Genomic DNA, 20,108 nt, shown 5'->3' with positions numbered 1-20,108 from the left:
GTGGTGAGATCGCGTTGGATGGCCCGATGGAGCGCATAGAAGCCGAACTGTTCACTGACGGTGGCAACGACGCGGTGGTTCGGCTGCCCGGCCGACGGTTCCCCGGGGTTCTGCTGCAGGGGGACTCCCTGCACATCCTTCGCGGCGACGTGGCCGACGTGCTGGACGCCTGCGAACGAGGTGACCTGGACGAGGCCCGAGAGTTCGCCGGCTCTGTCCTCGCGAGCCTGGATATGCTCCTGGTGCGGTACGCAACCGTGTTGGACGAGCACAACATTCGGCGGCCGTACTGAGCGTCTCGGCCCACGTGCCGAGCGGGTCGGAGACGCTCGCCGGCGGTCGACGAGGGCACCGGCGCAGTCCGCATACACGTCGAGTCGCCGCATACGCATCGAGCCGCTCCTGCCGGAGCTCGCGGCGTGTGGCCAGGCCGTGCCGCTGCCTCTCGGAGAGGCAGGGCCTGGCGTGCTGCCGGGGCAGGCCGCCGACGAGTTGGCTGTGTGGGATCCGGCTGGTCGCCTGCGGGCGGAGTGTCAGCGGCGCCGGGCGATGGTCACCCCGTCGCGCACCGGCAGCATCACCGAGTCCACCCGTTCGTCGGCGGTGATCAGGTCGTTCAGACGCCGCATGGCCAGGTAGCGCTCCTCCTGGTACGCGGGGTCGAAAACGCGGCCGCCGAGGAAGACGTTGTCCAGCACCACCAGCCCACCGGGGCGCAACCGGGCCACGATCTCCTCGTAGTACGCGGGGTAGTTGACCTTGTCGGCGTCGATGAACGCGATGTCGATGACCGGTTCGGTGTCGAGCGCGCGCAGTGTCTCCAGTGCGGGGGCTATGCGCAGGTCGATGCGGTCGGCCACGCCCGCACGCTCCCAGTAGGGTCGGCCGATCGCGGCCCACTCCTCGCTGATGTCGCAGGCGAGCAGCCGGCCGTCGTCGGCCAGGCCACGGGCGATGCAGAGGGTCGAGAATCCGGTGAAGACGCCGACCTCGACCGCGAAGCGGGCGCCGGTCAGCCGCGTCAGCATGGTGAGCAGCGTGCCCTCGTCGGCGGACACCTGCATCTGGGCGGCTTCGCCGGTGGCCGTGCGGGTGGCGACGGCCAGCTCCGTGAGGATGTCGTCGGCCGGGGTGTGGTGGCTGAGCAGGTAGTCGCCGACGACGGGGGCGACAGGCTCCAGCTCGGCGCCGTCGATCGGGGCGGTCCACTCGACGACGAGTTCCTCCTGGGTGGCGAAGCGCACCAGGTGACGGGTGATCACGTCCTCGACGCGGGCCAGCGATTCGGCGTCGACCGCGGTGGCCGTCAGTTCCAGGCGATCCGGAGAGGCCGTGAGGTTGCAGGTTCCGGCGGCAACCGTGATCGTGCCCCGGCCGTCGGGGGTGAGGGTGGTGCCGGCCTTGTGGCCCATGTGCGAGACGAGCTGCTTGAGGTAGCGGGCGGGGCGGTCGGTGACGACATGGGCAGTGGCGAGGGGCATGGGACTCCTTGGGTCTCCCGGGTAAGCGGCGAAAATCTTCGCCACTTTCTCGACGTGAGGATTCTGCGGTCGGGACGGCGGAGTTGTCAAAAGCGTTTAGATTCCTGGACACTTCTCTCCATGGCAGAGGAACAGCCACCCGCACGCGGCAGCGACACCGACCAGGACCAGGAACCCCGCGACGAGCAGGGCCACCTTGTGCTGCGCTCGCCCGAGCAGTTCAAGGCCCTCGGCCATCCGCTGCGTCACCGTATGGTCAACGTGCTGCGCCAGCGCCCCGCGACGCTGCGCCAACTCTCCGACGCGCTGGGGATGAGCAAGGGCACCATCGGCTACCACGTGCGCGTGCTGCGCGAGGCCGGCCTGGTCCGGCTGGCCGAGACCCGCCAGGTGCGCGGCGGCACCGAGCAGTACTTCGCGCTGGTCAGCCAAAGCTTCCGGCTCCACGAGGACGCGGTGGTCGGCCCGGAGTTCCTGATCAACGCCGCGCTGGGCGAGATGCTGCCGAGCGGGCCCGGCCAGGCCTCCCACGCCGCACTGCGCCACCTGTGGCTCACCGACGCCGAGGCGCACGCACTGGAGGCCCGGCTGCGCGCGATGGCCGCCGAGCCGCAGCCGACGGACCCCGCGCACGGTCAGCCGTACGGTCTGCTGGTGAGCTTCTTCCGCGCCGACGTGCCCAGCCTGCCGCCGGACGAGCGGAGCTGACGGTCGGCCGGGGGCCGACGTCAGCCGGGCCAGAAGTCTTAGACTGGACCGAATAGTCCATTCCAAGGTGGCGTCGTGGGCAGAGAGCTGACAGCCAAGGGCCGGGCCACCCGGACCCGAATCGTCGAAGGTGCCGCCGCGGTGCTGCGCGACAAGGGCGTCGCCGTCGCGACCCTGGACGACGTCATGGCGCGCACTCGGACGAGCAAGAGTCAGCTGTTCCACTACTTCCCGTCGGGCAAGGACGAGTTGCTGCTCGCTGTCGCGCAGTTCGAGGCCGACCAGGTGCTGGAGGACCAGCAGCCCCATCTCGGACGGCTGGATTCCTGGGAATCGTGGTGGGCGTGGCGCGACGTCGTGGTCGCGCGCTACGAGGAGCAGGGCGACCAGTGCCCACTGGGGTCGCTGTTCCTACAGGTCGGCCGCTCCACGCCCGGGGCCCGCGCGATCGTGGTCGAGTTGATGCGCCGCTGGCAGGAGAGCCTGGCCATCGGCATCCGGTCCCTTCAGGCCGCCGGACTCGTACCGGCCGGTCTCGACGTCGACCGGCGTGCGGCCGCCCTGCTCGCGGGCATCCAGGGCGGAGTGTCGATCCTCCTGGCGACCGGCGAGTCGGCCCACCTCAGGGCCGCCCTCGACCAGGGCATCCATGACCTGGGTGGCCCTGCCGTCGCGACGGGCTGAGGCCCCCCGCCCCACGTACGCGCCGCTCGCCAGATTGGACTTGCTGGTCCATTTTCTGCCCCCTACGTTTCCCGGTGTCCACAGAACGCGACGCGCCGGACGCGTCGGCGATGCAGCAGGGAGCAGCACATGGCCGGGCGACTGCAAGGCAGGACGGCACTGGTGACCGGGGCCACCAGCAACATCGGTCGGGCGATCGTGGAGGCGTTCGCCGCCGAGGGCGCCCATGTCGTGGTCTCCGGGCGCAGCGAGGAGCGCGGCACCGAGGTCGTGAACGGCATCCGCTCACGCGGCGGCCGCGCCGACTTCGTGCAGGCGCGGCTCGACGGCAGCGCCGAGGCTTCACGAGCACTGGCCGCGCAAGCCACCTCCACCCTGGGCGGACGTATCGACATCCTGGTCAACAACGCGGGCGTCTACCCCGGCGACTCCACCGCCACGACCGACGAGAAGACCTTCGACGAGGTCTACGCCGTGAACGTCAAGGCGCCCTTCTTCCTCACCGCCGCGATCGCGCCCGCCATGGCGGAGGCCGGCGGCGGGGTGATCATCAACCTGGGCTCGTGGATCGCTCGCCTGGGCATTCCGATCGGTGCGCTCTACAGCTCCACCAAGGGCGCGGTCGAGACCCTGACACGCGCCTGGGCGGCTGAGTTCGGCCCGCAGGGGGTGCGCGTGAACGCGATCTCACCCGGGGTGGTGCTGGAGCCCGCCCCTGATGAGGTGCACCCGGGCGAGGCGATGATGAACGGGACTCCGGCAGGGCGGATGGGCAGGCCTGAGGAGATCGCGCACGCCGCGGTCTACCTGGCCGGCGATGAAGCCGCCTTCGTCCACGGCATCGTTCTCGACGTCGACGGCGGACGCACCACGGCAGCGGTCGTCGCGCGCTGACGACTTCCCGGCACGAGCCGAGGGGCACGGAACGAGTGCGAGGGGATCGCTCGCTCGGGTCCGGCCGCAGGGTGTGACCGCGGCATGCTGCATTGGCATCACCGACGTCACCGTGTCGGGGGAATGCACCGTCGGCCGACGGGCCGGGCTTCCGGGATTGATGTGACGATCACTCCAAGGTGGCATGGCGACTCACGCCAATCACCACGGCTTGCAGGAGGACCAATCGATGAACCTCACTCTGAAACGCATGCTCGGCGCTACCGTGGCGGTGGCCACGGGCGCGACGGTCTTGCTCGGCACCGGGGCCGGCACTGCCAACGCCGTCAGCCGGGCGCACTGCGACCGCGCTGAACGCAGCATGTGGAACAGCGGGCCCGGCACCGACGTGATCGGCCACAACTGCAGCATGCCCGACACTAAGCGCCGCTGGTACAGGATCGAGATCGACACGCTGGTGCAGACCCACTACAAGAATGAATACGTGGACGGCGGGGTCGCCCGGACCGTGACCGTGCACGACAGAAGCGTCAGGTGCCTGGGCTACACCTCCAACAAGGGCACGGTGCACTGGTTCGGCTGCCCGCCCTCCTGACACACCGGGCGAGTTCTCCCACGCCGTGGCCCCTGCAGACCTCGTTCCAGAGGGGATCTGCCTCAGCTCCTGTGGCCGGTCACGGCACATGTCGGCCGCAGGGGCCCGGCAGCGGTGAGCCGCCGGCCAGGTCTTCGTCGAGCTTGGCTGCCGGGTCCATGGTGAGAGTCGGAACGTGGCGGGCGGCCCACTGCCTGGTGAGGGAGGGGAAGCCCTGCGGTTCGTCCTGCACGGTATTCAGGATCCCGGGCAGGTCGGTCGCCCGCCAGGATCTCGATGGGAGGTCCGGAGGGAGCTCCTTCTACGTCTGCCCCGTCCGGCCACAGCCGGACGACCGCGCCGGCCTGCTGAAGCCTCGGTCGGGGGGCGTGCCTGCATCGGCGACCGCCTCCGGGGCTCGGCGTGCGCTGGTCCAGCCCGGACGTCAGGCTGGGAGAGAGGACAACCTCCGACGCGACGTCGAGGCCGCTTCCACCATCCTGGCGTAGAGGACCTGCCAGCGGATCTTTGCCCGAGAAGTTCCGCCGGGCGCGGATACCAGCCGGACGCGACTTCCAAGTCGATCCACTCGATGTCGCGTTATTCGCGACCTGTGCTCATGCCGCATCGTGCCGCATCGCACAAGGAGATTGACCGATGGAAATGTCCGGACCCACGCACAGTCGTCGTCACTTCCTTGGCGCCGCTGCCGCGGCTGTGGCGGCGGCCCGGTTCGGTGCCAGGAATAGCGAGGGGGATGGCGAGAGGGATGGCGCGCAAGCACGGTCCACATCGAGGACACCTGGGGTCGATCCCACGGTTGACAGTGCGATACGTACGTCCTTCGGTCCCGTGAAGCAGATCAATGCCGGTGATCTGAGCGTGGGATACGTTGAGGCCGGACCTGCGAACGGGCAGGCGGTCCTGCTTCTGCATGGCTGGCCCTACGACATTCACAGCTACATCGAGGTCGCGCCATTGCTCGCCGCGAAAGAGTACAGGGTGATCGTCCCCTACCTGCGCGGCCATGGCACAACCCGATTCCTTTCAAGCAAGACGCCCAGGAACGCCCAGCAGTCGGCGTTCGCTGTCGATGTCATCGCTCTGATGGACGCCCTCAAGATCGATAGGCCGATCCTCGCAGGCTACGACTGGGGCTCGCGGACGGGCGACATCATCGCGGCTCTCTGGCCGGAGCGCTGCAAAGCACTGATCTCCGTAACCGGGTATCTGATCGCGAATGTCGAAGCCAACAAGATGCCGTCGCCGCCGAAGAACGAATGGGCATGGTGGTATCAATACTATTTCGCCACCGAAAGAGGAGTGCTCGGCCTTGAGAAGTACCGGCGGGATTTGGCCAACCTGGTGTGGCGATTCAACTCCCCGACATGGAAATTCGACGAAGCGACCTTCGATCGCACGGCCGCTGCTTTCGGCAACCCGGATTACGTCGGTATCGTGATCGACAATTACCGCTGGCGGCTGGGTCTCGCGAAGGGTGAGCGTCAGTACGACGCCCTGGAAAAGCGCCTGGCGGCGGCGCCGGTGATCGCGGTGCCGACGATCACCATCGACGGAGCACATGATCCGTTCACGCCTCCGGGGAACGGTTCGGCCTATCGCAAGAAGTTCACGGGGAAATACGCGCACCGGACACTGGACGTGGGACACAACGTTCCGCAGGAGGCTCCGCATGCCTTCGCGGGGGCTGTCGTAGACGTCGATAGGTTCTGACCGCATGAGGGCAGGGCAGGGCAGAGCAGCGCGGGCCTGGGCGCACGCGTTGGCGTCGCCGGGGCCTCGCGACCGACCACGACCAACCCCCTGACGGACGGTCTGGGAGGATCAACGCCGTGTCCGATTACATAGGTTGGCTTCGTGCACGCGTCGGCTCCGCCCCGATCCAGCTCGCCTTCGCCGCGGTCTGTGTCGTTGACGAAGGCCGGGTGCTCCTGCAGCGCCGGAGGGACGACGGCGCGTGGGGCTTCCCCGGCGGCGCCGTCGAACTCGGGGAGTCTGCCGAGGAGGCCGCGGTCCGCGAGGTCCGGGAGGAAACCGGGCTCGACGTACGGGTCACCGGGCTGCTTGGTGTGTACACCAAGTACTGGCACACCTATCCGAACGGAGACAGAGCCCAGCCCATCACGGTCTTCTTCCGCGGCACGCCGATCGGCGGGGCCATGCCAGGTGCCGACCTTGCCGGGACATCGATCGATGCCGAGACACTCGAAGTGCGCTACTTCCCTCTTGATGACCCACCGCAGGCCCTGACCAACCAGCAGCACGCGGACGCCCTGGCGGATTTGCGCGCCGGACGCAGTGGTGTCCATCGCTGAACGGGTGATCGCCGGCTTCGACGAGGCCCTCGTCGGCTGTCTCCGCCTGACACGGTGAGTTGTCAGGTCAGACGGTCGGCCGGGTCAGAGGGTCCGGTCGGGACAACGTCTCGGAGAGCGGCAGACCGTCCCTCGCGGCAGCTGTCCGACGCGCCCGCAGTTCGGCTCGCGTCCTGGGACGGTACTTACCACCCGATTCGAGCGGCCCACGGTCCGGCACCTGGCACCTGGCGGAACGTGGAGCGAGTCCGGGTCCCATGCGATTGCTACCGGCGCTACCGGCTGGGTCCTGACTCCAATACGCGGGTGCCCGGGGCGCAGGTCTTTGTCAGTTCATCGAGTTCAGCGGGCGACAGCTTACGGGCGGAGCCGCGTCGGCTGTGGTCGAGTTGTGCGGATGCGGTCAGGAGCCACTGAGGGAGAGGGGCGACGCCGATGAACTCGGCCAGGCGGGTCAGTTCCGCGGCGGGATTGTCGAGGAGGTCCTCGTAGGCGAGCGTGGTGCGCTGATCGGTGGGGAGTTGGCTGAGGAACTCCGTGCCGTCGGTGACCAGTTCGGACCACAGGGTGCCGAACGTCCGCAGGGGGAGGTCCCGGTCTCGTACGAGCGCAGGATCGAAGCGGTCTTCGAGCAGTGGGGACAGATCCGCGGGCAGCGAGCGTACGTGCTCTTCGGTCAGGTCGGCGAAGCTGGCGATGCCTGCTCGTGCCTTGATCTCGCGCAGCAGGGAGATCGTGCGGTATCCGGGATGACGGCTCATGGACAGGGCGCAATCCGGTCCGTCTCTGAACATGTGCACGAACCTCGCGTCTGGGAACGTCGCTCGTAGCTTTGGCGCCCAGCCTGTCGAGTAGCCGGAGCGTTCCACGACGGCCGTCCGATCGAACCGCGCGCAGAGCAGGTCATAGAGTGCCTGATGGTGTTCGGCGGCGGTGCCCTCGGGCCACTGGGCCACCACTGCTTGGAGCTCGTCGAGGAGCCCGTCCGGGTCGTCGGTGAGGTGCGGCAACACCATCAGGGAGAGCGCGGGAACGCCGGTGGTCTCCGTCGCGTACCTTCCGGGGCGGCGTGTGTAGAGGAACTCCGGCAGCGGCAGTCCGCTACGGATCATCCGCTCGAAGTGCGGGGCGGGCCGGAAGAGCGTCTGCCAGAACTCCTCACCGGTCACCGTCCCTTCGGGGAAGGCGGCGTCGCCCACGGAGGCCATGAACTCGTTGAGGCTCAGTACGTCCGGGTGGGCGTTGAGGATGCGTGACAGCGCGGTCGAGCCGCTACGCCCCGTACCGATGACGAAGGTCAAGGAACGCACAGACACCCTCCGCGACTTCGTGACACCCAGGACCAAGCTCCGGCTACCGGAGCACTATCCAGGACCACGACGGCCTCAAACGGGGTCTGGCGCAAGTTCCGCAGGGCGTGTGACAAGGGTGCCGTCTGATGCCTTCATCGTCGATGGGCTCGGGTTCTTGGAGGTAGGCGAGGCCCAGGACGTTGCGCTCGGCGACCGGGCACTTGTCCCAGGCTTCAGTCAGCCAGCCGTCGGGCGCTCCCTCGGCGAGCCGCGCGAGGGTCGTGTCGTAGTAGTCAGCGGCTGCCCGATGCGGCGGCCTGGGGTGGCCTTGCAGCTGTACTCGGCCAGGAGCGCCATGGTGGTGATGCCTTTCCTGTTGGACGGCGATCTTCGAGCGGAAGGGTTCGGGGGGGTGTCTGAGGGCAGTCATGGACTCGTTGGGGCGCGCGCGGCAGCTGTGTCGGGTCGGCGCATAGGGTGCCTGGATGATCGAGGTACCGGAGGCTTTGGCGCGGAGCACCGTCGAGCGTGAGGGGGAGTCCGGGGCGGAGTGGATCGCCGAACTGCCCGGGCTCGTCGACGAGTTGCTGGAGCGCTGGGGATGTGAGTTCGACGGCGCGGTCATGCACGGGGGAGTCGGGGTCATCGTTCCGGTGCGACGGCGGGACGAGTCGAGCGCTGTGGTGAAGGTGTCGTTTCCCCACCCGGGCAACGTTCATGAACCGGACGCTTTCGCGGCCTGGGGCGGGCGCGGAGCCGTGCTGCTGCACGAGCGTGTCGACGAACGGTTCGCGATGCTGGCGGAGGTCGAGGACGGTGATGAGGTGGCGGCGGTCGCGGGGCGAGTCGGTCGCCGACTGGCCATTCCCGCCCCGCCTGGTCTGCCCCGGCTGCGGGAGCGGGCCGATGCCTGGGAGGAGGACCTGCGCAAGGATGCCGTAGCGCTTCCCCACTCTGTGCCGGGGCGTGTGGTGGACGCGGCCGTGGCGACCGTCCGCGAACTGGGTCGCGTCCAGCCGGACATCCTCATCCACGGCGACCTCCACGCCGGAAACATCCTGCGCGCCGACCGTGAGCCGTGGTTGGCCGTCGACCCCAAGGGGTACGTGGGGGATCCGGCCTACGACGGCGGCACACTGCTCAAGTCACGCGCGCTGACACTCCTGGAAGCGGACGATCTGCCCAAGGCTGTCCACCGCGTCCTGGACATGTTCGCCGAGGCGGCGGAAATCGATCGCGTACGCGTCGAGCGTTGGGCCCAGTTCCACGCCGTCCAGGCCGCGTTCTGGGGCCGTCGGCACGGCTTTCGGAGGGCCCGCGGTGGGCCTGGGCTGGACTGGCTCATCGCGTTCGCGGACCGGCTGGCGGAGCTGCTCACGGAACGCGCCTAGGTGACGATCCTGCGGTGCCGTTGATGCCGGGCCGGTGCTGTTCGCCGGCTCACCTCACCGCCCCCGAGACGGCTCCGCGCCGACCGCTTTCGGACTGCGCGACGGAAGGCGGTGCGTGGCATGCCGATGTGTGGCACCTTGGATGGAGCTGGCCCGCCGCTTTCCCCCGTAGCGGCGGGCCAGTCCTGCTTGATGGCGCAGGCCGGGGTGGTGGCGGCCGGTGCGCCGGGGCGAAACCGGCCCCGGGAAACTCGCGTGCGTCGCGGTCCCGGTCCCGGCTACTGTCCTGGCTGTGCAGGTGCGCAGGTTGTGGCTACTTCGCCTCTCAAGCGGGTAACGCGGGTTCGAATCCCGCCGCCGGTGTGGTGCCGGTGTCGTCCAGCGGCCCAGGACGCCTACAGTGCGCTGCCGCCGACTTCGAACTCTGCACACCGAAGGCACGAGCCGCCCGCCACGGGGGAGTTGAGGCGGGCGGCTTTTGCCGAGCTCAGCGCCGGCCCGACCCGGCCCGGCCAGCCCGGCCGACTCGGAACCGACCCGCCCGATCCGCCCGATCCGCTGGTTCTTTCGGCACCGAACGGTTTGGGGACTGGGGCCGCCATCGCGCCGCGCGGCTGTCCGATTGTGGTGGCATACGAGGGTTCCCCCCTGCGCAACGCTGTCCCTGCTTCGGTGTGGTGCAGGGCGCGCCGTGCTGATCGATTCATGAAGGATCCCTATCGTGCCGACCCCGGTGGAAACCGTCGTCCCCGCTCCCGAGCAGCTGGTGCACTCCGAGGTGGAGCGCATTCTGCATACCTTCCTGGCCGAACGGGCACTCGGTCGGGACGGTGAACCGGCCTTGCCGGAGGAACTGTGGCCGGTGCTCGCGACGTATGCCCTGCGCGGCGGAAAGCGCCTGCGTTCCCTGCTGTGCGTCATGGGCTGGCATGCCGCGGGCCGCCGTAATGTGCCTGCCTATGTGATCCGGGCGGCGGCGTCGTTGGAGCTCTTCCACGCCTGCGCGCTGCTGATCGATGACGTCATGGACGACAGCGAGCTGCGCCGTGGTGCGCCGACCGCTCATCGCGCCTTGGCGCGGAACGGCGCGAGCGACGGAGCGGGACGGTTCGACGAGCGGCTGGGCGTCAACGCCGCGATCCTCTTGGGCAACCTCGCTTTCACCTGGTCCGACGAGCTCTTCCGCGGCGCCGGCATGACCCCCGGTCAGCTGCGGCGCGGCTACATGGAGCTGGACGCGATGCGCACTGCCACGGTCTACGGTCAGTACCAGGACCTGCTCGCCGCGCACCAGGGCTCCTTCCGCGCCGAGGAGGCGCTCTACATCGCTCATTTCAAGACGGCCCGTTACACCGTCGAGGCGCCGCTGCGGCTCGGCGCGGCCCTGGCGGACGCCGATGACGAACTGCTGGGCGGGCTGAGCGACTTCGCTGTCCCCCTGGGGATCGCATTCCAGCTCCGGGACGATCTGCTCGGCGTCTTCGGGGATCCGGCGCAGACGGGCAAGTCGCACAGCGACGACCTGCGTGACGGGAAATGCACCGTTCTCGCCGCGCTCGCCGTGTCCCTCGGCAATGCCACACAGGCCGCTCGCCTGCTGGAGTTGCTGCGGGCGGGCATCACGGACGCGGAGGACCAGGACGAAGCACGCCGTCTCATGGAGGCCACCGGGGCGCGGGCAGCGGTCGAGGAACGCATCGGCGCCCTGAAGGGCGAAGCGCTGAGCGCGCTGGACGCCACACGAATGCCCCGGGGGGTGTCCGACCGCCTTCGGGACATCGCGGGCTCCTCGCTCGCCCGTGTCGCCTGACAGCGGCAACGAAAGTATTTCCCCGCTCATCCCTGAGGCCGATGCACGCAACCGGCGTTCGCCATTGACTCGGCACCACCCGCCCGCACACGTGCTGGCGTGATGCCTGCGCAAGTCAACGCCGAAGGGGCTGCCACGAGATGAGCACACGAGAGACTCGACGACATCCCCGGGCGAGGGCGCTGGCGCGTACCGAGCCGGGCACCTTTGTACCCGCCCCGGCACCGCGCTGAGGAGGTACACCACTCATGCGCAGAAGACTGGCAGCGGCAGCCATGACGGTACTGGCGGGCGTAGCGCTGGGGGCCGGTGGTGAGTGGCGGCCATCGGCGCACGACGCCACCCTCTCGTACGCCGTCGCCCCGGGCCGAGCCGACGCCGGCGTCGGCCTGGGCCTTGTTGCCTTCGACGGCCAGGTTCCGGTCGCGGGCAGGGCCGGAGCCCTGGACCACATCACCTTGAGCATGGGGAGTCCCGGGCATGGTGATCCTGGTGCGGGGGACCCAGCCATGACCGCCCCCGGCCCCGGCGAGCCGGAGTGGGATCATCACGGCAAGGGCGTCGCTCAGGACATCGGCGGGTGGATTTCCCTGGCCGCGGTGCTGATCGCTGCCGCTGTCGCACTGCTCGGCGGGCGACGCCGCGCACGCGAAGGCTGACGCCGTGGACGCCGAGGCGGCTGACCCCGGGGCGGCGCCCAGCCGCGCACCGGCCTCCCGCATTGACAATCAGTCACGTTCTCGGCAAAGGTGCGAGCGCTGACTCTCGTCGGCCCCAGGGTGCTCAGTCGCCACCACTCGACCCTGCCGGCGCCGGACGGCACCAGAGCCCGTGGGTGGTACTCCTGCATGCCGGTGAGGGTAGAACTCCAATGATCACGGTAGTCATCGCGGACGACGAGGAGCTGATCCGGGAGAGCGTGCGGCTCATCCTGGAGACGGACGAGGCCATCACCGTGGTGGCGGCCGTCGCGGACGGCGAGCAGGCCGTCGCCGCCGTGCTCGCCCACCAGCCCGACGTGGTCCTCACCGATGTGCAGATGCCGGCCATGGACGGGCTCACAGCCGCACTGGCCCTGCGGCGTCTGCCCCAGCCGCCCCGCGTCGTCGTCCTCACGTCGTTCTCCCGGGACGAGTACCTGTACTCCGCGCTCAAGGCCGGAGTCGACGGCTTTCTCCTCAAGGACGTCCGTCCCCACGAACTCATCGACGCCATCAAGGTCGTCGCCCGCGGGGAGGCGATCATCTCCCCCTCCATGACGCGGACACTGATGGAACAGTTCACCGTCCCGCATGAGGCCGTCCACGCCCGGGAGCGCCTGAAGCCCCTGCCGCAGGAACAGCGCACGATCCTGGCCCTGCTGGCCCAGGGGCTGTCGAACGCCGAGATCGGTGCGCGCATGCAACTCTCCGAGTCCCAGATCAAGGTGCACGTCAGTCGGATGCTGCGCCTCCTGGGCTGCGCCAACCGCGTCCAGGCCGCGATCCTCGCCCACACCGCGGGGCTCACCCCGCCGGCCGTTCCTTCCTGATCACACCCCCCGCTCGACGCCTCTGCCGGCCACAGACACCCCTGTGTCAATCGTTGCGCTAAAGCTGGTTCTCCAGACGGATTCTGATCACTTTCGTTGCGGCTTGACTCGGGCCGTCCGCGAACGCGGACGGCCCGAGTCATCGACTGTCGCGGTTCCCGCGGTTGTCCCGGTCTCGTGGGCCTGGTTCACACCTGGAGATTCCCGTGACCCGAAAGCGACCGTTCACCTGGCCCTTCCCCGAACTGGAAGCCCCGGTGCCGCCCTGGGACGCCACTGCCTGCGACTGCGACTGGGAGCTGTGCTCCGAACCCTGTGTCGTGGCGTCGGCGACGGTGGTCATGTCCTGGGCACGCGACGGCTCGCTCAACTCGGGCTCGGGACAACCGTCGGCACCGGCGACGGAGACCGCACAGCCCCGCGAACAGGAACAGCCGCGCGAACAGGCAAAGCCGCGCGAACAGTTGGGCTCGCGTTGAGTCCTGCTGCCGCGCTGTCGCGGTGTCCCGTTCCCACGCGGCGGCACGGCGAGCGATCGAGTGCGCTCGCCGACCGCTCGGCGCTGTTGTTCCTGGGGCTGATCGCCCTGCTGACGGTGTCCGAACTGGTCCAGGCCGCTCACCACGTTCCATCACACCTGTGCGAGGTTCACACCGAGTGTTCTACGACCCCCGTGCCGGCCGTCGCGCCGCCGGAAGCCCTGACCGAGCGCCCCGACAGCGCCCGGACACTCGCCCTGAGCCTGCCGGCTTCCCAGGCGCGGTGAAACGGCCCGTCGCCTCCGCGCGTCACCTCGGCGCCGTGGCACTGGCCTGCCTCGCCGCCGTCGCACCGGCCTCCGTCGCGTCGGCCGCCCCCGCATCGGCCGGTGGCCGGAACTACGTCGCCCTCGGTGACTCGTACGCGTCCGCGCCCGGCGTCCCCGAACAGACCGACCCCGGATGCGGGCGTTCCAGTCAGAACTACCCCTCCCTCGTGGCCCGGCAGCGCCACGCCCGTCTGACGGATGTCACCTGCGCCGGCGCCACCGCGGCCTCGCTGGCCCTCGCAAAGGACGGAAGACCCGCGCAGTACGACGCACTGAACCGGGACACCGAGCTGGTGACCGTCAGCATCGGCGGCAACGACGGGGTCGGCTTCTCCGCGGTGCTGACGACTTGCGCGACGCTGAGCCGTACCGATCCGACGGGCACGCCGTGCCGCGGTCACTACACCGAAGGCGGGGGAGACCGCCTGCTGGAGGGCATAGCCACGACGGCTCCGAAGGTCGACGCGGTCCTCGCCACCGTCCACCGGCGTGCCCCGCACGCCAAGGTGCTCCTCGTCGGATACCCCTCGATCTTCCCCGACGACGGGACGGGCTGCACCAGTCCCGCCGCTCCCTTCGCCGCCGGGGACTTCGGGTACCTCCGGGACACGGCCAAGGCGCTCAACACGATGCTCGCCCGCCGCGCCGAACTGGGCGGGGCCGTGTACGTGGACACCTACACCTCGACGGTCGGCCACGACATGTGCCGTCCGGCCGGCGAGCGGTGGATCGAGAATCTGGCCCCGGCGGTCCCGGCCAATGCGGGGCACCCGACCGCGCGGGGTGAGCAGGCCATGGCCGAGGCCGTGGAGCGGGCGCTCAAGTCCTGCCACGGGGCACGCGACGAGGCCGTACGTCCCGCCGCACGACGGGGCTGACCCTCACCTGCCGTAAAGGCGTGTGACCGGGCGCGCCACCTCCTGGGCGCTCCCGGTCACATCCGCACGGACCTCGTTCCGCGGAGTCAGCGCAGAGCCTGCTCCAGAGCGTGGCGTCCACTCACGGCCAGCTTCGCGTAGACCTTCGACAGGTGCATCTCCACCGTGCGCAGGCCCACGAACAGGTGGGAGGCGATCTCGGTGTTGGTCATGCCCTGCGCGGCGAGCTCCGCCACCTGGCGCTGCGCGGGCGTCAGCGCCTCCCGTCCCCGGAACGTCGGAGTGCGGGGACGGTCGCCGAGTTCCCGCAGTCCGGCCCGCGCCTGCTGCGCGATCGGCTCGGCCCCGCACTCGTGGGCGACACTGACGGCCTCCTGGAGCGCGGCACGCGCGTCCTCCGGTCGCCCGTACCGCACGGCCAACGTCCCCCGGTCCGCCTGGATCTGCGCGTACCGGAACCGCGCGAAGTTGCCCCGCAGCAGCCGCGCCGCCTCGTCGAGCAGTTCCAGGCCCTCCTCCTGGCCCACCACCAGCGCTCGGCCACGCAGCGCCACCGCCGTCATCTCCGCGACCCCCCACGCCCGCGCCAGCCGCAGTTCCTCGTCGGCCAGCGTGAGAGCGGACTGCCGATCGCCGAGGAGCAGGTGCACCAGTGCGGCCTCCGACCGCCACGGGTAGAACCCAGGACCCGGCATGCCGCGCGCGTTGAGGCGCTCGCCAAGGTGCAGGAAGTCCGCCAGCGCCCGCTCGAAGCGGTTGTCCGCCGCGTGCACCCAGCCTCTGACGAGCAGTGGGTAGTCGTAGATCGTGTGAAATCCGAGCGGCCCGCTCAGGTCGCAGTCGTCGAAGAGGTCCTCGGCCTTCTGTGTCTGTCCCTGGCGGACGAAGGCCTCGGCCAGGGTGGCGACCGTGAAGACACTGTGGCTCTCCCGATGGTCGACACCGATGTCCCGGAACGCGGCGAGTGCGCGCCTCGCATCAGTCTGGGCGTCTGTGAACGCCCCACGTCGGCAATGGGCGTTGGCCCGCATGCTGAGCGCCTGCGCGTAGTTCAGCGCGGAGGCCCTCGCGTGTGTCTCCGCCACGGCCGCGTCGGCGTACTCGAACGTCAGGTCCGGCCTGCCCGCGGCGCCCAGCGCCAACACCGCGCAGGGGTAGACGATGGACTCGTCGCCCACCGGCGCCATGCCCCTGCTCAGCCCGACACGGGCCAACTCGATGACGTCCTCTGCACCTTCCCCGAGCGCGGCTCCACGGAAGCTGAGCAGCGCCGCCAGCGCCCTTCGCCCCGCGTCGTCCTCGGCGTCCTGGAGGCGCAACTCCATCAGCCGCGGCCACGCCCGCACCGCCGAGGACGCCTCACCGAGACTGACGAGCAGGTAGTCCAGCTCCAGCCGAAGGGCGGCCGCGGCATCCTCGGTACGAAGCCGCTGGATCGTTCCGTCCAGCATCGTCAGGGCTTCGCCGTAGCGGTCCATGGCGAACAGCGCACCGGTCAGACTGCGCGCGGAACGGGCCAGCGCCTGCGGTGTGGCGCTGAGCCGCAGGCTGCTGCGCAGTTCCGGTACGGCGGCCGGTACGTCGGAGTCGAGTCGGGCGGCGCCGATCAGGGTCAGAACCTCACTGCGCTCCTGAGCGTCGAGATCCTCGCTCAGGGTGCGCCGCAGGTAGACCACCGCCTCGTCGGGTGCTCCGCGGTCGAGCGCGGCCTGGGCGGCGCGCCGCAGGATCGCCGTGGCCTGCGCCATGCCCGTCGGCCCGTGGACCAGGTGCGGCGCCACCTGCCGGGCGGGCGCTCCCCAGCTGAGCAACAGCTCTGCGGCGCGGGCATGGTGCTGCTTGCGGCAGGTGGGCGAGACACCCTGTGCCAGGCCGGCCGCGAGCAGGGGCGGATGCAGCTGAGCCCGTGGTCCGGCGTGCTGGACGAGATCGGCCTGAGCCAGCGCGTGCAGGGTGTCCTCGACCGTGTGCCGGTCCATCGCACCGGCATGGGCTATCACCTCAGGCAGCTGGGCGCCCCCCAGCGAGGCGAGAACGGCGGCCACCCGTTCGGCGTCGGGTCCGATCCTGCGCAACGCCGCCCGAGCGGCCACGCCGACGTCCGCGAGCAGCGGCTTGAGCGCACCAGCCAGTGTGGTGTGGAGCGGGGGACGGTCCGGCCGGCCGCTCCCACCGTGCCGCTGCGCGTCCACGGAGGCCAGCAGTGTCCGGATCAGGTACTGGTTTCCGGCCGCTGCCGTCAGAAGCGGGGACAGGACTTCGCCAGTGGTCTTTCCGTCCTCGGACGCGTCGAGGATCCCGGCCAGCCGGTCGGCGACCGCGGATTCGTCGAGCGGCGAGAGCCGGACGTGGTGGTCCAGGAGCCGCAGTACGGCACCGAGAGCCGGCTCGTCGACCGACTCACCCGGCCCCATCGCGCAGACGACCGTCACCGGATGCGCACCCACGGCCCGCGCGATGTTCCGCAGCCCGCGCAGGGACACCGCATCGGCCCACTGCAGGTCGTCGACCAGCACCAGCACCCGCTGCGTCGGCACGGACCGGGCATCGGCGAGCATGCCGTCCGTGGGCGGCGTCGCGTCCCCCGAGGCCAGCCAGCGCACCCACGCCACGGCCCGTTCCCCGCCACCCTCCGGCACCAGTGAGCACATCGCGGGCGACGGGGCGGTCTCAGGGAGCTGGCTCGCATCCGGCTCGTAACACGCGCTGAGCACGGCGAATCCGGCGGTGCGAGCCCGTTCGCCGAGGTCCGTGAGGAGCCCCGACTTGCCGCTGCCGAACCCGCCACGCAGCAGGACGCTCGCCCCGCCGGGACGCTCCAGCAGTTCGTACAGTGTGTCCCGCTCGCGTGCACGGCCGAGAAGTGTGGGTACCACGCCGCTCCTTTTCCGGTCTGCCGTTGCAGGGCCGCACGGACGGACGGCGACCGACCATCCGGTCGGGGGGTCGCCCCGCACGGATGCCGGCCCTGTGGCGCATTCACCGTACTCACCTGGGATGTCGAGGACTGTCGGCACCCCACCGAAAGACGTGGATCTTTCGGTGGGGGTGGGGTGTCCCGCGCGCGTATGCCGGTGTTCGGATGAGGGTGCGCACTTCGCTCGTCGAGAGCCGCGCGGCGCATCCCCGCGGCGGCCAAAGCCCCGGCAGACGTGTACCCGTGCCTGGGGAATCCCCGGGCGGGCGGCATCACGTCGAGCGCCGAGCGGTGCCGCCGCGCCCCCGGTCAGGGCGGGCGCAGTGAGCCTTTGCCGTTCCCTGTTTGGAGTGAAATGCCTACCGATGGGCCCCTGCACGCCGAGGTCCTCCAGCCCCCGGCCACGACGGCCGTACCGTCCCCGCCGCCGTTCGCACCGCGCCGGCCGGTCGCGCCGAGCACGGTGATCATCGTGTTGCTGTCGTGCGCGCTCCTGCTCAGCCTGTGCCTGCTGTACGTGCTGGTCGTCAGGTCGGCCGACTCCGGATGCGAGCCGTACGGCCGCGCCGTGTGCGCCTCCACCAATCCGCAGCCCGCCGACACGCCGGTGCTGCCGGGCGGCGAGCCGCCGAACGTCGACGTCGCCTGGAAGCCGCCGCACGGCCGCGCGTACTGACCGATTCGTACAAGGAAAGACATGACGAGCAACGAACGATTCCCAGCCCGCGGTCACCAAGAGGCACCCGACGCGGCCGCGGAGGCGAACCCGGGGCAGACGCCCCTGAACGCGACCCCGGGGGCGCTCTACGACCTCGGTGAATTCACCGACCTGCGGCACCGCCACCGTCGGCTCGTGGGCACGATGACGGCAGCGTTCCTCTCCTTCTACCTCGGGTACGTGCTGCTGTGCACGTTCGCCCCGGACGTGATCGCGTTCAAGGTGGCCGGAAACGTGAACTTCGCGCTCGTCCTCGGGCTCGCGCAGTTCGGGTCGACGTTCCTGATCGCCTGGCTCTACAACCGCGCGGCCGACCGGCGGATGTCCCCTCTCGCCCGGCTGCTCGCGGACCGCTGCGGTGCCATCGAGCCGGACCCCGCCCTGCCTGCCCGACCCAGGAGCACCTGAACCATGGCCCACGTCGAGTTTCCGGCCCTCGCGGCATCCAGCACCGAGCCGAACAGAGCCCTGATCCTCGTTCTGTTCCTGGTCTTCGTCGCCGCCACCCTGGCCGTGACGGTATGGGCCGGCCGCAGGAGCGGGGGCGCAGCCGAGTTCTACGCGGGTGGCAGCTCCTTCACCGGCTTCCAGAACGGACTGGCCATCTCCGGCGACTACATGTCCGCCGCCTCGTTCCTCGGTATCACCGGATCCATCGCGCTCTTCGGCTACGACGGCTTCCTCTACTCCATCGGCTTCCTCGTCGCCTGGCTCGTCGCCCTGCTGCTCGTGGCCGAACCCCTGCGCAACGTGGGGCGGTTCACCATGGCGGACGTCCTCGCCTTCCGCATGCGCCGGCGTCCCGTGCGTACCGCGGCCGGAGTGTCGACCATCGTGGTGTCCGTCGTCTATCTGGTGGCGCAGATGGTCGGCGCCGGGTCCCTGGTCGCGCTGCTGCTCGGGGCCTCGGGCGAGGGTACGAAGAGATGGATCATCCTTGGCGTCGGCGCCCTGATGGTTCTCTACGTCTGTGTCGGCGGCATGCGCGGTACCACCTGGGTGCAGATCATCAAGGCCGTCATGCTGATCGCCTGTGCCGCTCTGCTGTCCGTCCTGGTGATGCACCGATTCGGCTGGAGCCTGTCGGCTCTGCTGGGCGGGGCGGCGGACGCCAGCGGACACGGTCACGCCTTCCTCGAACCCGGACTGAAGTACGGCGCCAACCTGTCCACCCGGCTCGACTTCATCAGCCTGGCCCTGGCACTCGTACTGGGCACCGCCGGCCTGCCGCACATCCTCGTGCGCTTCTACACGGTCCCGACGGCGCGAGCCGCCCGTACCTCGGTCAACTGGGCCATCGTCATCATCGGCGCCTTCTACCTGATGACCATCGCCCTTGGCTTCGGCGCCGCCGCGCTGATCGGTCCCAAGACGATCGCCGCCTCCAACCCCGCCGGGACCACGGCGGCTCCGATGCTCGCCAAGTACCTGGGCGACGGCTCGGGTTCCACCACGGGAGCCGTGCTGCTCGCCGTCGTCTCGGCGGTCGCGTTCGCCACCATCCTCGCCGTGGTCGCGGGACTCACCCTGGCTTCGTCGGCGTCCTTCGCCCACGACCTCTACGCCCACGTCCTGCGCAAGGGGGAGGCCGACGAGCGCAGCGAAGTGGCCGTGGCCCGCTGGGCCGCGGTGGTGATCGGAGCGATCGCCATCGTCCTGAGCCTGTACGCGGACAAGCTGAACACGGCGGCACTCGTCGCGCTCGCCTTCGCGGTGGCGGCCTCCGCCAACGTGCCGACGCTGCTGTACAGCTTGTTCTGGCGGAAGTTCACCACCCGGGGAGCACTGTTCGCCGTGTACGGCGGCCTGGCCACCTCGCTCGGCCTGGTGATCTTCTCACCCGTGGTGTCCGGCGGGCCCACGGCCATGCTGCCGGACCTCGACTTCGCCTGGTTCCCGCTGGAGAACCCAGGTCTGGTCTCCATACCGGCCGGCTTCGTCCTCGGCTGGCTGGGCACCGTGCTCTCGCCCGCCGAAGAGCGCGACGAGGACCGGTTCAAGGACCTCCAGGTCCGCTCCCTCACCGGAATCGGGGCGCGGTGAGGCCTCCCATGACCGCCCCGACCCATACACACGCTCGTTCCAA

Annotated in this window: 20 protein-coding genes; 16 read left to right on the top strand and 4 right to left on the bottom strand. The window is 69.8% G+C overall.

Annotated elements, in window-relative coordinates; translation table 11 throughout:
- Positions 1–26: 26 nt before the first annotated feature.
- On the top strand, positions 27–293 hold the full coding sequence (locus tag IPZ69_RS12060) for a DUF6959 family protein (RefSeq protein ID WP_235454066.1): 267 nt from the start codon (positions 27–29) through the stop codon (positions 291–293).
- 240 nt (positions 294–533) lie between these two features.
- On the opposite strand, the gene IPZ69_RS12055 is transcribed toward IPZ69_RS12060, so the two are convergent.
- The gene (locus IPZ69_RS12055; RefSeq protein ID WP_308407451.1) at positions 534–1,481 is read right to left on the bottom strand and encodes a DUF2218 domain-containing protein; all 948 of its coding nucleotides are present in this window, start codon (positions 1,479–1,481) and stop codon (positions 534–536) included.
- A gap of 120 nt (positions 1,482–1,601) precedes the next feature.
- Here IPZ69_RS12055 and IPZ69_RS12045 point away from each other — a divergent pair, with 120 nt between their 5' ends.
- From IPZ69_RS12045 to IPZ69_RS12030, 4 genes are all read left to right on the top strand, one after another.
- Complete coding sequence (locus IPZ69_RS12045; protein WP_235454065.1) at positions 1,602–2,189, top strand: ArsR/SmtB family transcription factor; 588 nt, start codon at positions 1,602–1,604, stop codon at positions 2,187–2,189.
- A gap of 75 nt (positions 2,190–2,264) precedes the next feature.
- Positions 2,265–2,873 carry a TetR/AcrR family transcriptional regulator gene (locus IPZ69_RS12040; RefSeq protein ID WP_235454064.1) on the top strand — a complete coding sequence of 203 codons (609 nt, stop codon included), beginning with the start codon at positions 2,265–2,267 and terminating at the stop codon, positions 2,871–2,873.
- 129 nt (positions 2,874–3,002) lie between these two features.
- Positions 3,003–3,767, top strand: coding sequence for an SDR family NAD(P)-dependent oxidoreductase (locus IPZ69_RS12035; protein WP_235454063.1), 765 nt, complete (start codon positions 3,003–3,005; stop codon positions 3,765–3,767).
- A 184-nt stretch (positions 3,768–3,951) separates the two neighbouring features.
- On the top strand, positions 3,952–4,362 hold the full coding sequence (locus tag IPZ69_RS12030; protein ID WP_235454062.1) for a hypothetical protein: 411 nt from the start codon (positions 3,952–3,954) through the stop codon (positions 4,360–4,362).
- Positions 4,363–4,441: 79 nt separating this feature from the next.
- Here the strand turns inward: IPZ69_RS12030 and IPZ69_RS12025 are convergent, their stop codons facing one another.
- Positions 4,442–4,594, bottom strand: coding sequence for a hypothetical protein (locus IPZ69_RS12025; RefSeq protein ID WP_235454061.1), 153 nt, complete (start codon positions 4,592–4,594; stop codon positions 4,442–4,444).
- A gap of 410 nt (positions 4,595–5,004) precedes the next feature.
- On the opposite strand from IPZ69_RS12025, the gene IPZ69_RS12020 reads away from it, so the two are divergent.
- Both IPZ69_RS12020 and IPZ69_RS12015 read left to right on the top strand, forming a co-directional pair.
- The gene (locus IPZ69_RS12020) at positions 5,005–6,075 is read left to right on the top strand and encodes an alpha/beta fold hydrolase (RefSeq protein ID WP_374293263.1); all 1,071 of its coding nucleotides are present in this window, start codon (positions 5,005–5,007) and stop codon (positions 6,073–6,075) included.
- A gap of 119 nt (positions 6,076–6,194) precedes the next feature.
- Positions 6,195–6,677, top strand: a complete 483-nt coding sequence (locus tag IPZ69_RS12015) for an NUDIX hydrolase (protein ID WP_308407450.1) — start codon at positions 6,195–6,197, stop codon at positions 6,675–6,677.
- Positions 6,678–6,952: 275 nt separating this feature from the next.
- Here the strand turns inward: IPZ69_RS12015 and IPZ69_RS12010 are convergent, their stop codons facing one another.
- The gene (locus IPZ69_RS12010; protein ID WP_235454058.1) at positions 6,953–7,987 is read right to left on the bottom strand and encodes a sulfotransferase family protein; all 1,035 of its coding nucleotides are present in this window, start codon (positions 7,985–7,987) and stop codon (positions 6,953–6,955) included.
- A gap of 467 nt (positions 7,988–8,454) precedes the next feature.
- Between IPZ69_RS12010 and IPZ69_RS12005 the strand changes: the two genes are divergently transcribed.
- The 6 genes from IPZ69_RS12005 to IPZ69_RS11980 all read left to right on the top strand — a co-directional run bounded on the left by IPZ69_RS12005 (position 8,455) and on the right by IPZ69_RS11980 (position 14,387).
- Positions 8,455–9,360, top strand: a complete 906-nt coding sequence (locus tag IPZ69_RS12005; RefSeq protein WP_235454057.1) for an aminoglycoside phosphotransferase family protein — start codon at positions 8,455–8,457, stop codon at positions 9,358–9,360.
- 721 nt (positions 9,361–10,081) lie between these two features.
- Entirely contained in the window at positions 10,082–11,170 is a 1,089-nt protein-coding gene (locus tag IPZ69_RS12000) for a polyprenyl synthetase family protein (RefSeq protein WP_235454056.1), read from the top strand.
- Positions 11,171–11,418: 248 nt separating this feature from the next.
- Positions 11,419–11,829 (top strand): hypothetical protein, encoded by a 411-nt coding sequence (locus IPZ69_RS11995; RefSeq protein ID WP_235454055.1) that lies wholly within the window; start codon positions 11,419–11,421, stop codon positions 11,827–11,829.
- A 212-nt stretch (positions 11,830–12,041) separates the two neighbouring features.
- A complete protein-coding gene (locus IPZ69_RS11990; protein ID WP_235454054.1) occupies positions 12,042–12,701 on the top strand; it encodes a response regulator in 660 nt (219 codons plus the stop codon).
- 206 nt (positions 12,702–12,907) lie between these two features.
- Positions 12,908–13,180 (top strand): hypothetical protein, encoded by a 273-nt coding sequence (locus tag IPZ69_RS11985; RefSeq protein ID WP_235454053.1) that lies wholly within the window; start codon positions 12,908–12,910, stop codon positions 13,178–13,180.
- A 283-nt stretch (positions 13,181–13,463) separates the two neighbouring features.
- Positions 13,464–14,387: an SGNH/GDSL hydrolase family protein gene (locus IPZ69_RS11980; protein ID WP_235454052.1), complete on the top strand. Its 924-nt coding sequence runs from the start codon at positions 13,464–13,466 to the stop codon at positions 14,385–14,387.
- An 86-nt stretch (positions 14,388–14,473) separates the two neighbouring features.
- Here IPZ69_RS11980 and IPZ69_RS46925 read toward each other — a convergent pair whose 3' ends face one another.
- Positions 14,474–17,263, bottom strand: a complete 2,790-nt coding sequence (locus IPZ69_RS46925) for a LuxR C-terminal-related transcriptional regulator (RefSeq protein ID WP_308407448.1) — start codon at positions 17,261–17,263, stop codon at positions 14,474–14,476.
- 396 nt (positions 17,264–17,659) lie between these two features.
- Between IPZ69_RS46925 and IPZ69_RS11965 the strand changes: the two genes are divergently transcribed.
- Genes IPZ69_RS11965 through IPZ69_RS11955 form a run of 3 tightly spaced genes read left to right on the top strand, consistent with a single transcriptional unit; the run spans position 17,660 to position 20,065 of the window.
- Complete coding sequence (locus IPZ69_RS11965; RefSeq protein WP_235454051.1) at positions 17,660–17,980, top strand: hypothetical protein; 321 nt, start codon at positions 17,660–17,662, stop codon at positions 17,978–17,980.
- 21 nt (positions 17,981–18,001) lie between these two features.
- Positions 18,002–18,430, top strand: coding sequence for a DUF485 domain-containing protein (locus IPZ69_RS11960; RefSeq protein WP_235454050.1), 429 nt, complete (start codon positions 18,002–18,004; stop codon positions 18,428–18,430).
- A gap of 3 nt (positions 18,431–18,433) precedes the next feature.
- Positions 18,434–20,065, top strand: coding sequence for a solute symporter family protein (locus IPZ69_RS11955; RefSeq protein ID WP_235454049.1), 1,632 nt, complete (start codon positions 18,434–18,436; stop codon positions 20,063–20,065).
- Positions 20,066–20,108 lie beyond the last annotated feature (43 nt).

Source organism: Streptomyces olivochromogenes, from assembly GCF_021538895.1.
GTDB lineage: Bacteria > Actinomycetota > Actinomycetes > Streptomycetales > Streptomycetaceae > Streptomyces > Streptomyces olivochromogenes_A.
This window is presented reverse-complemented; position numbering and strand designations above follow the sequence as displayed.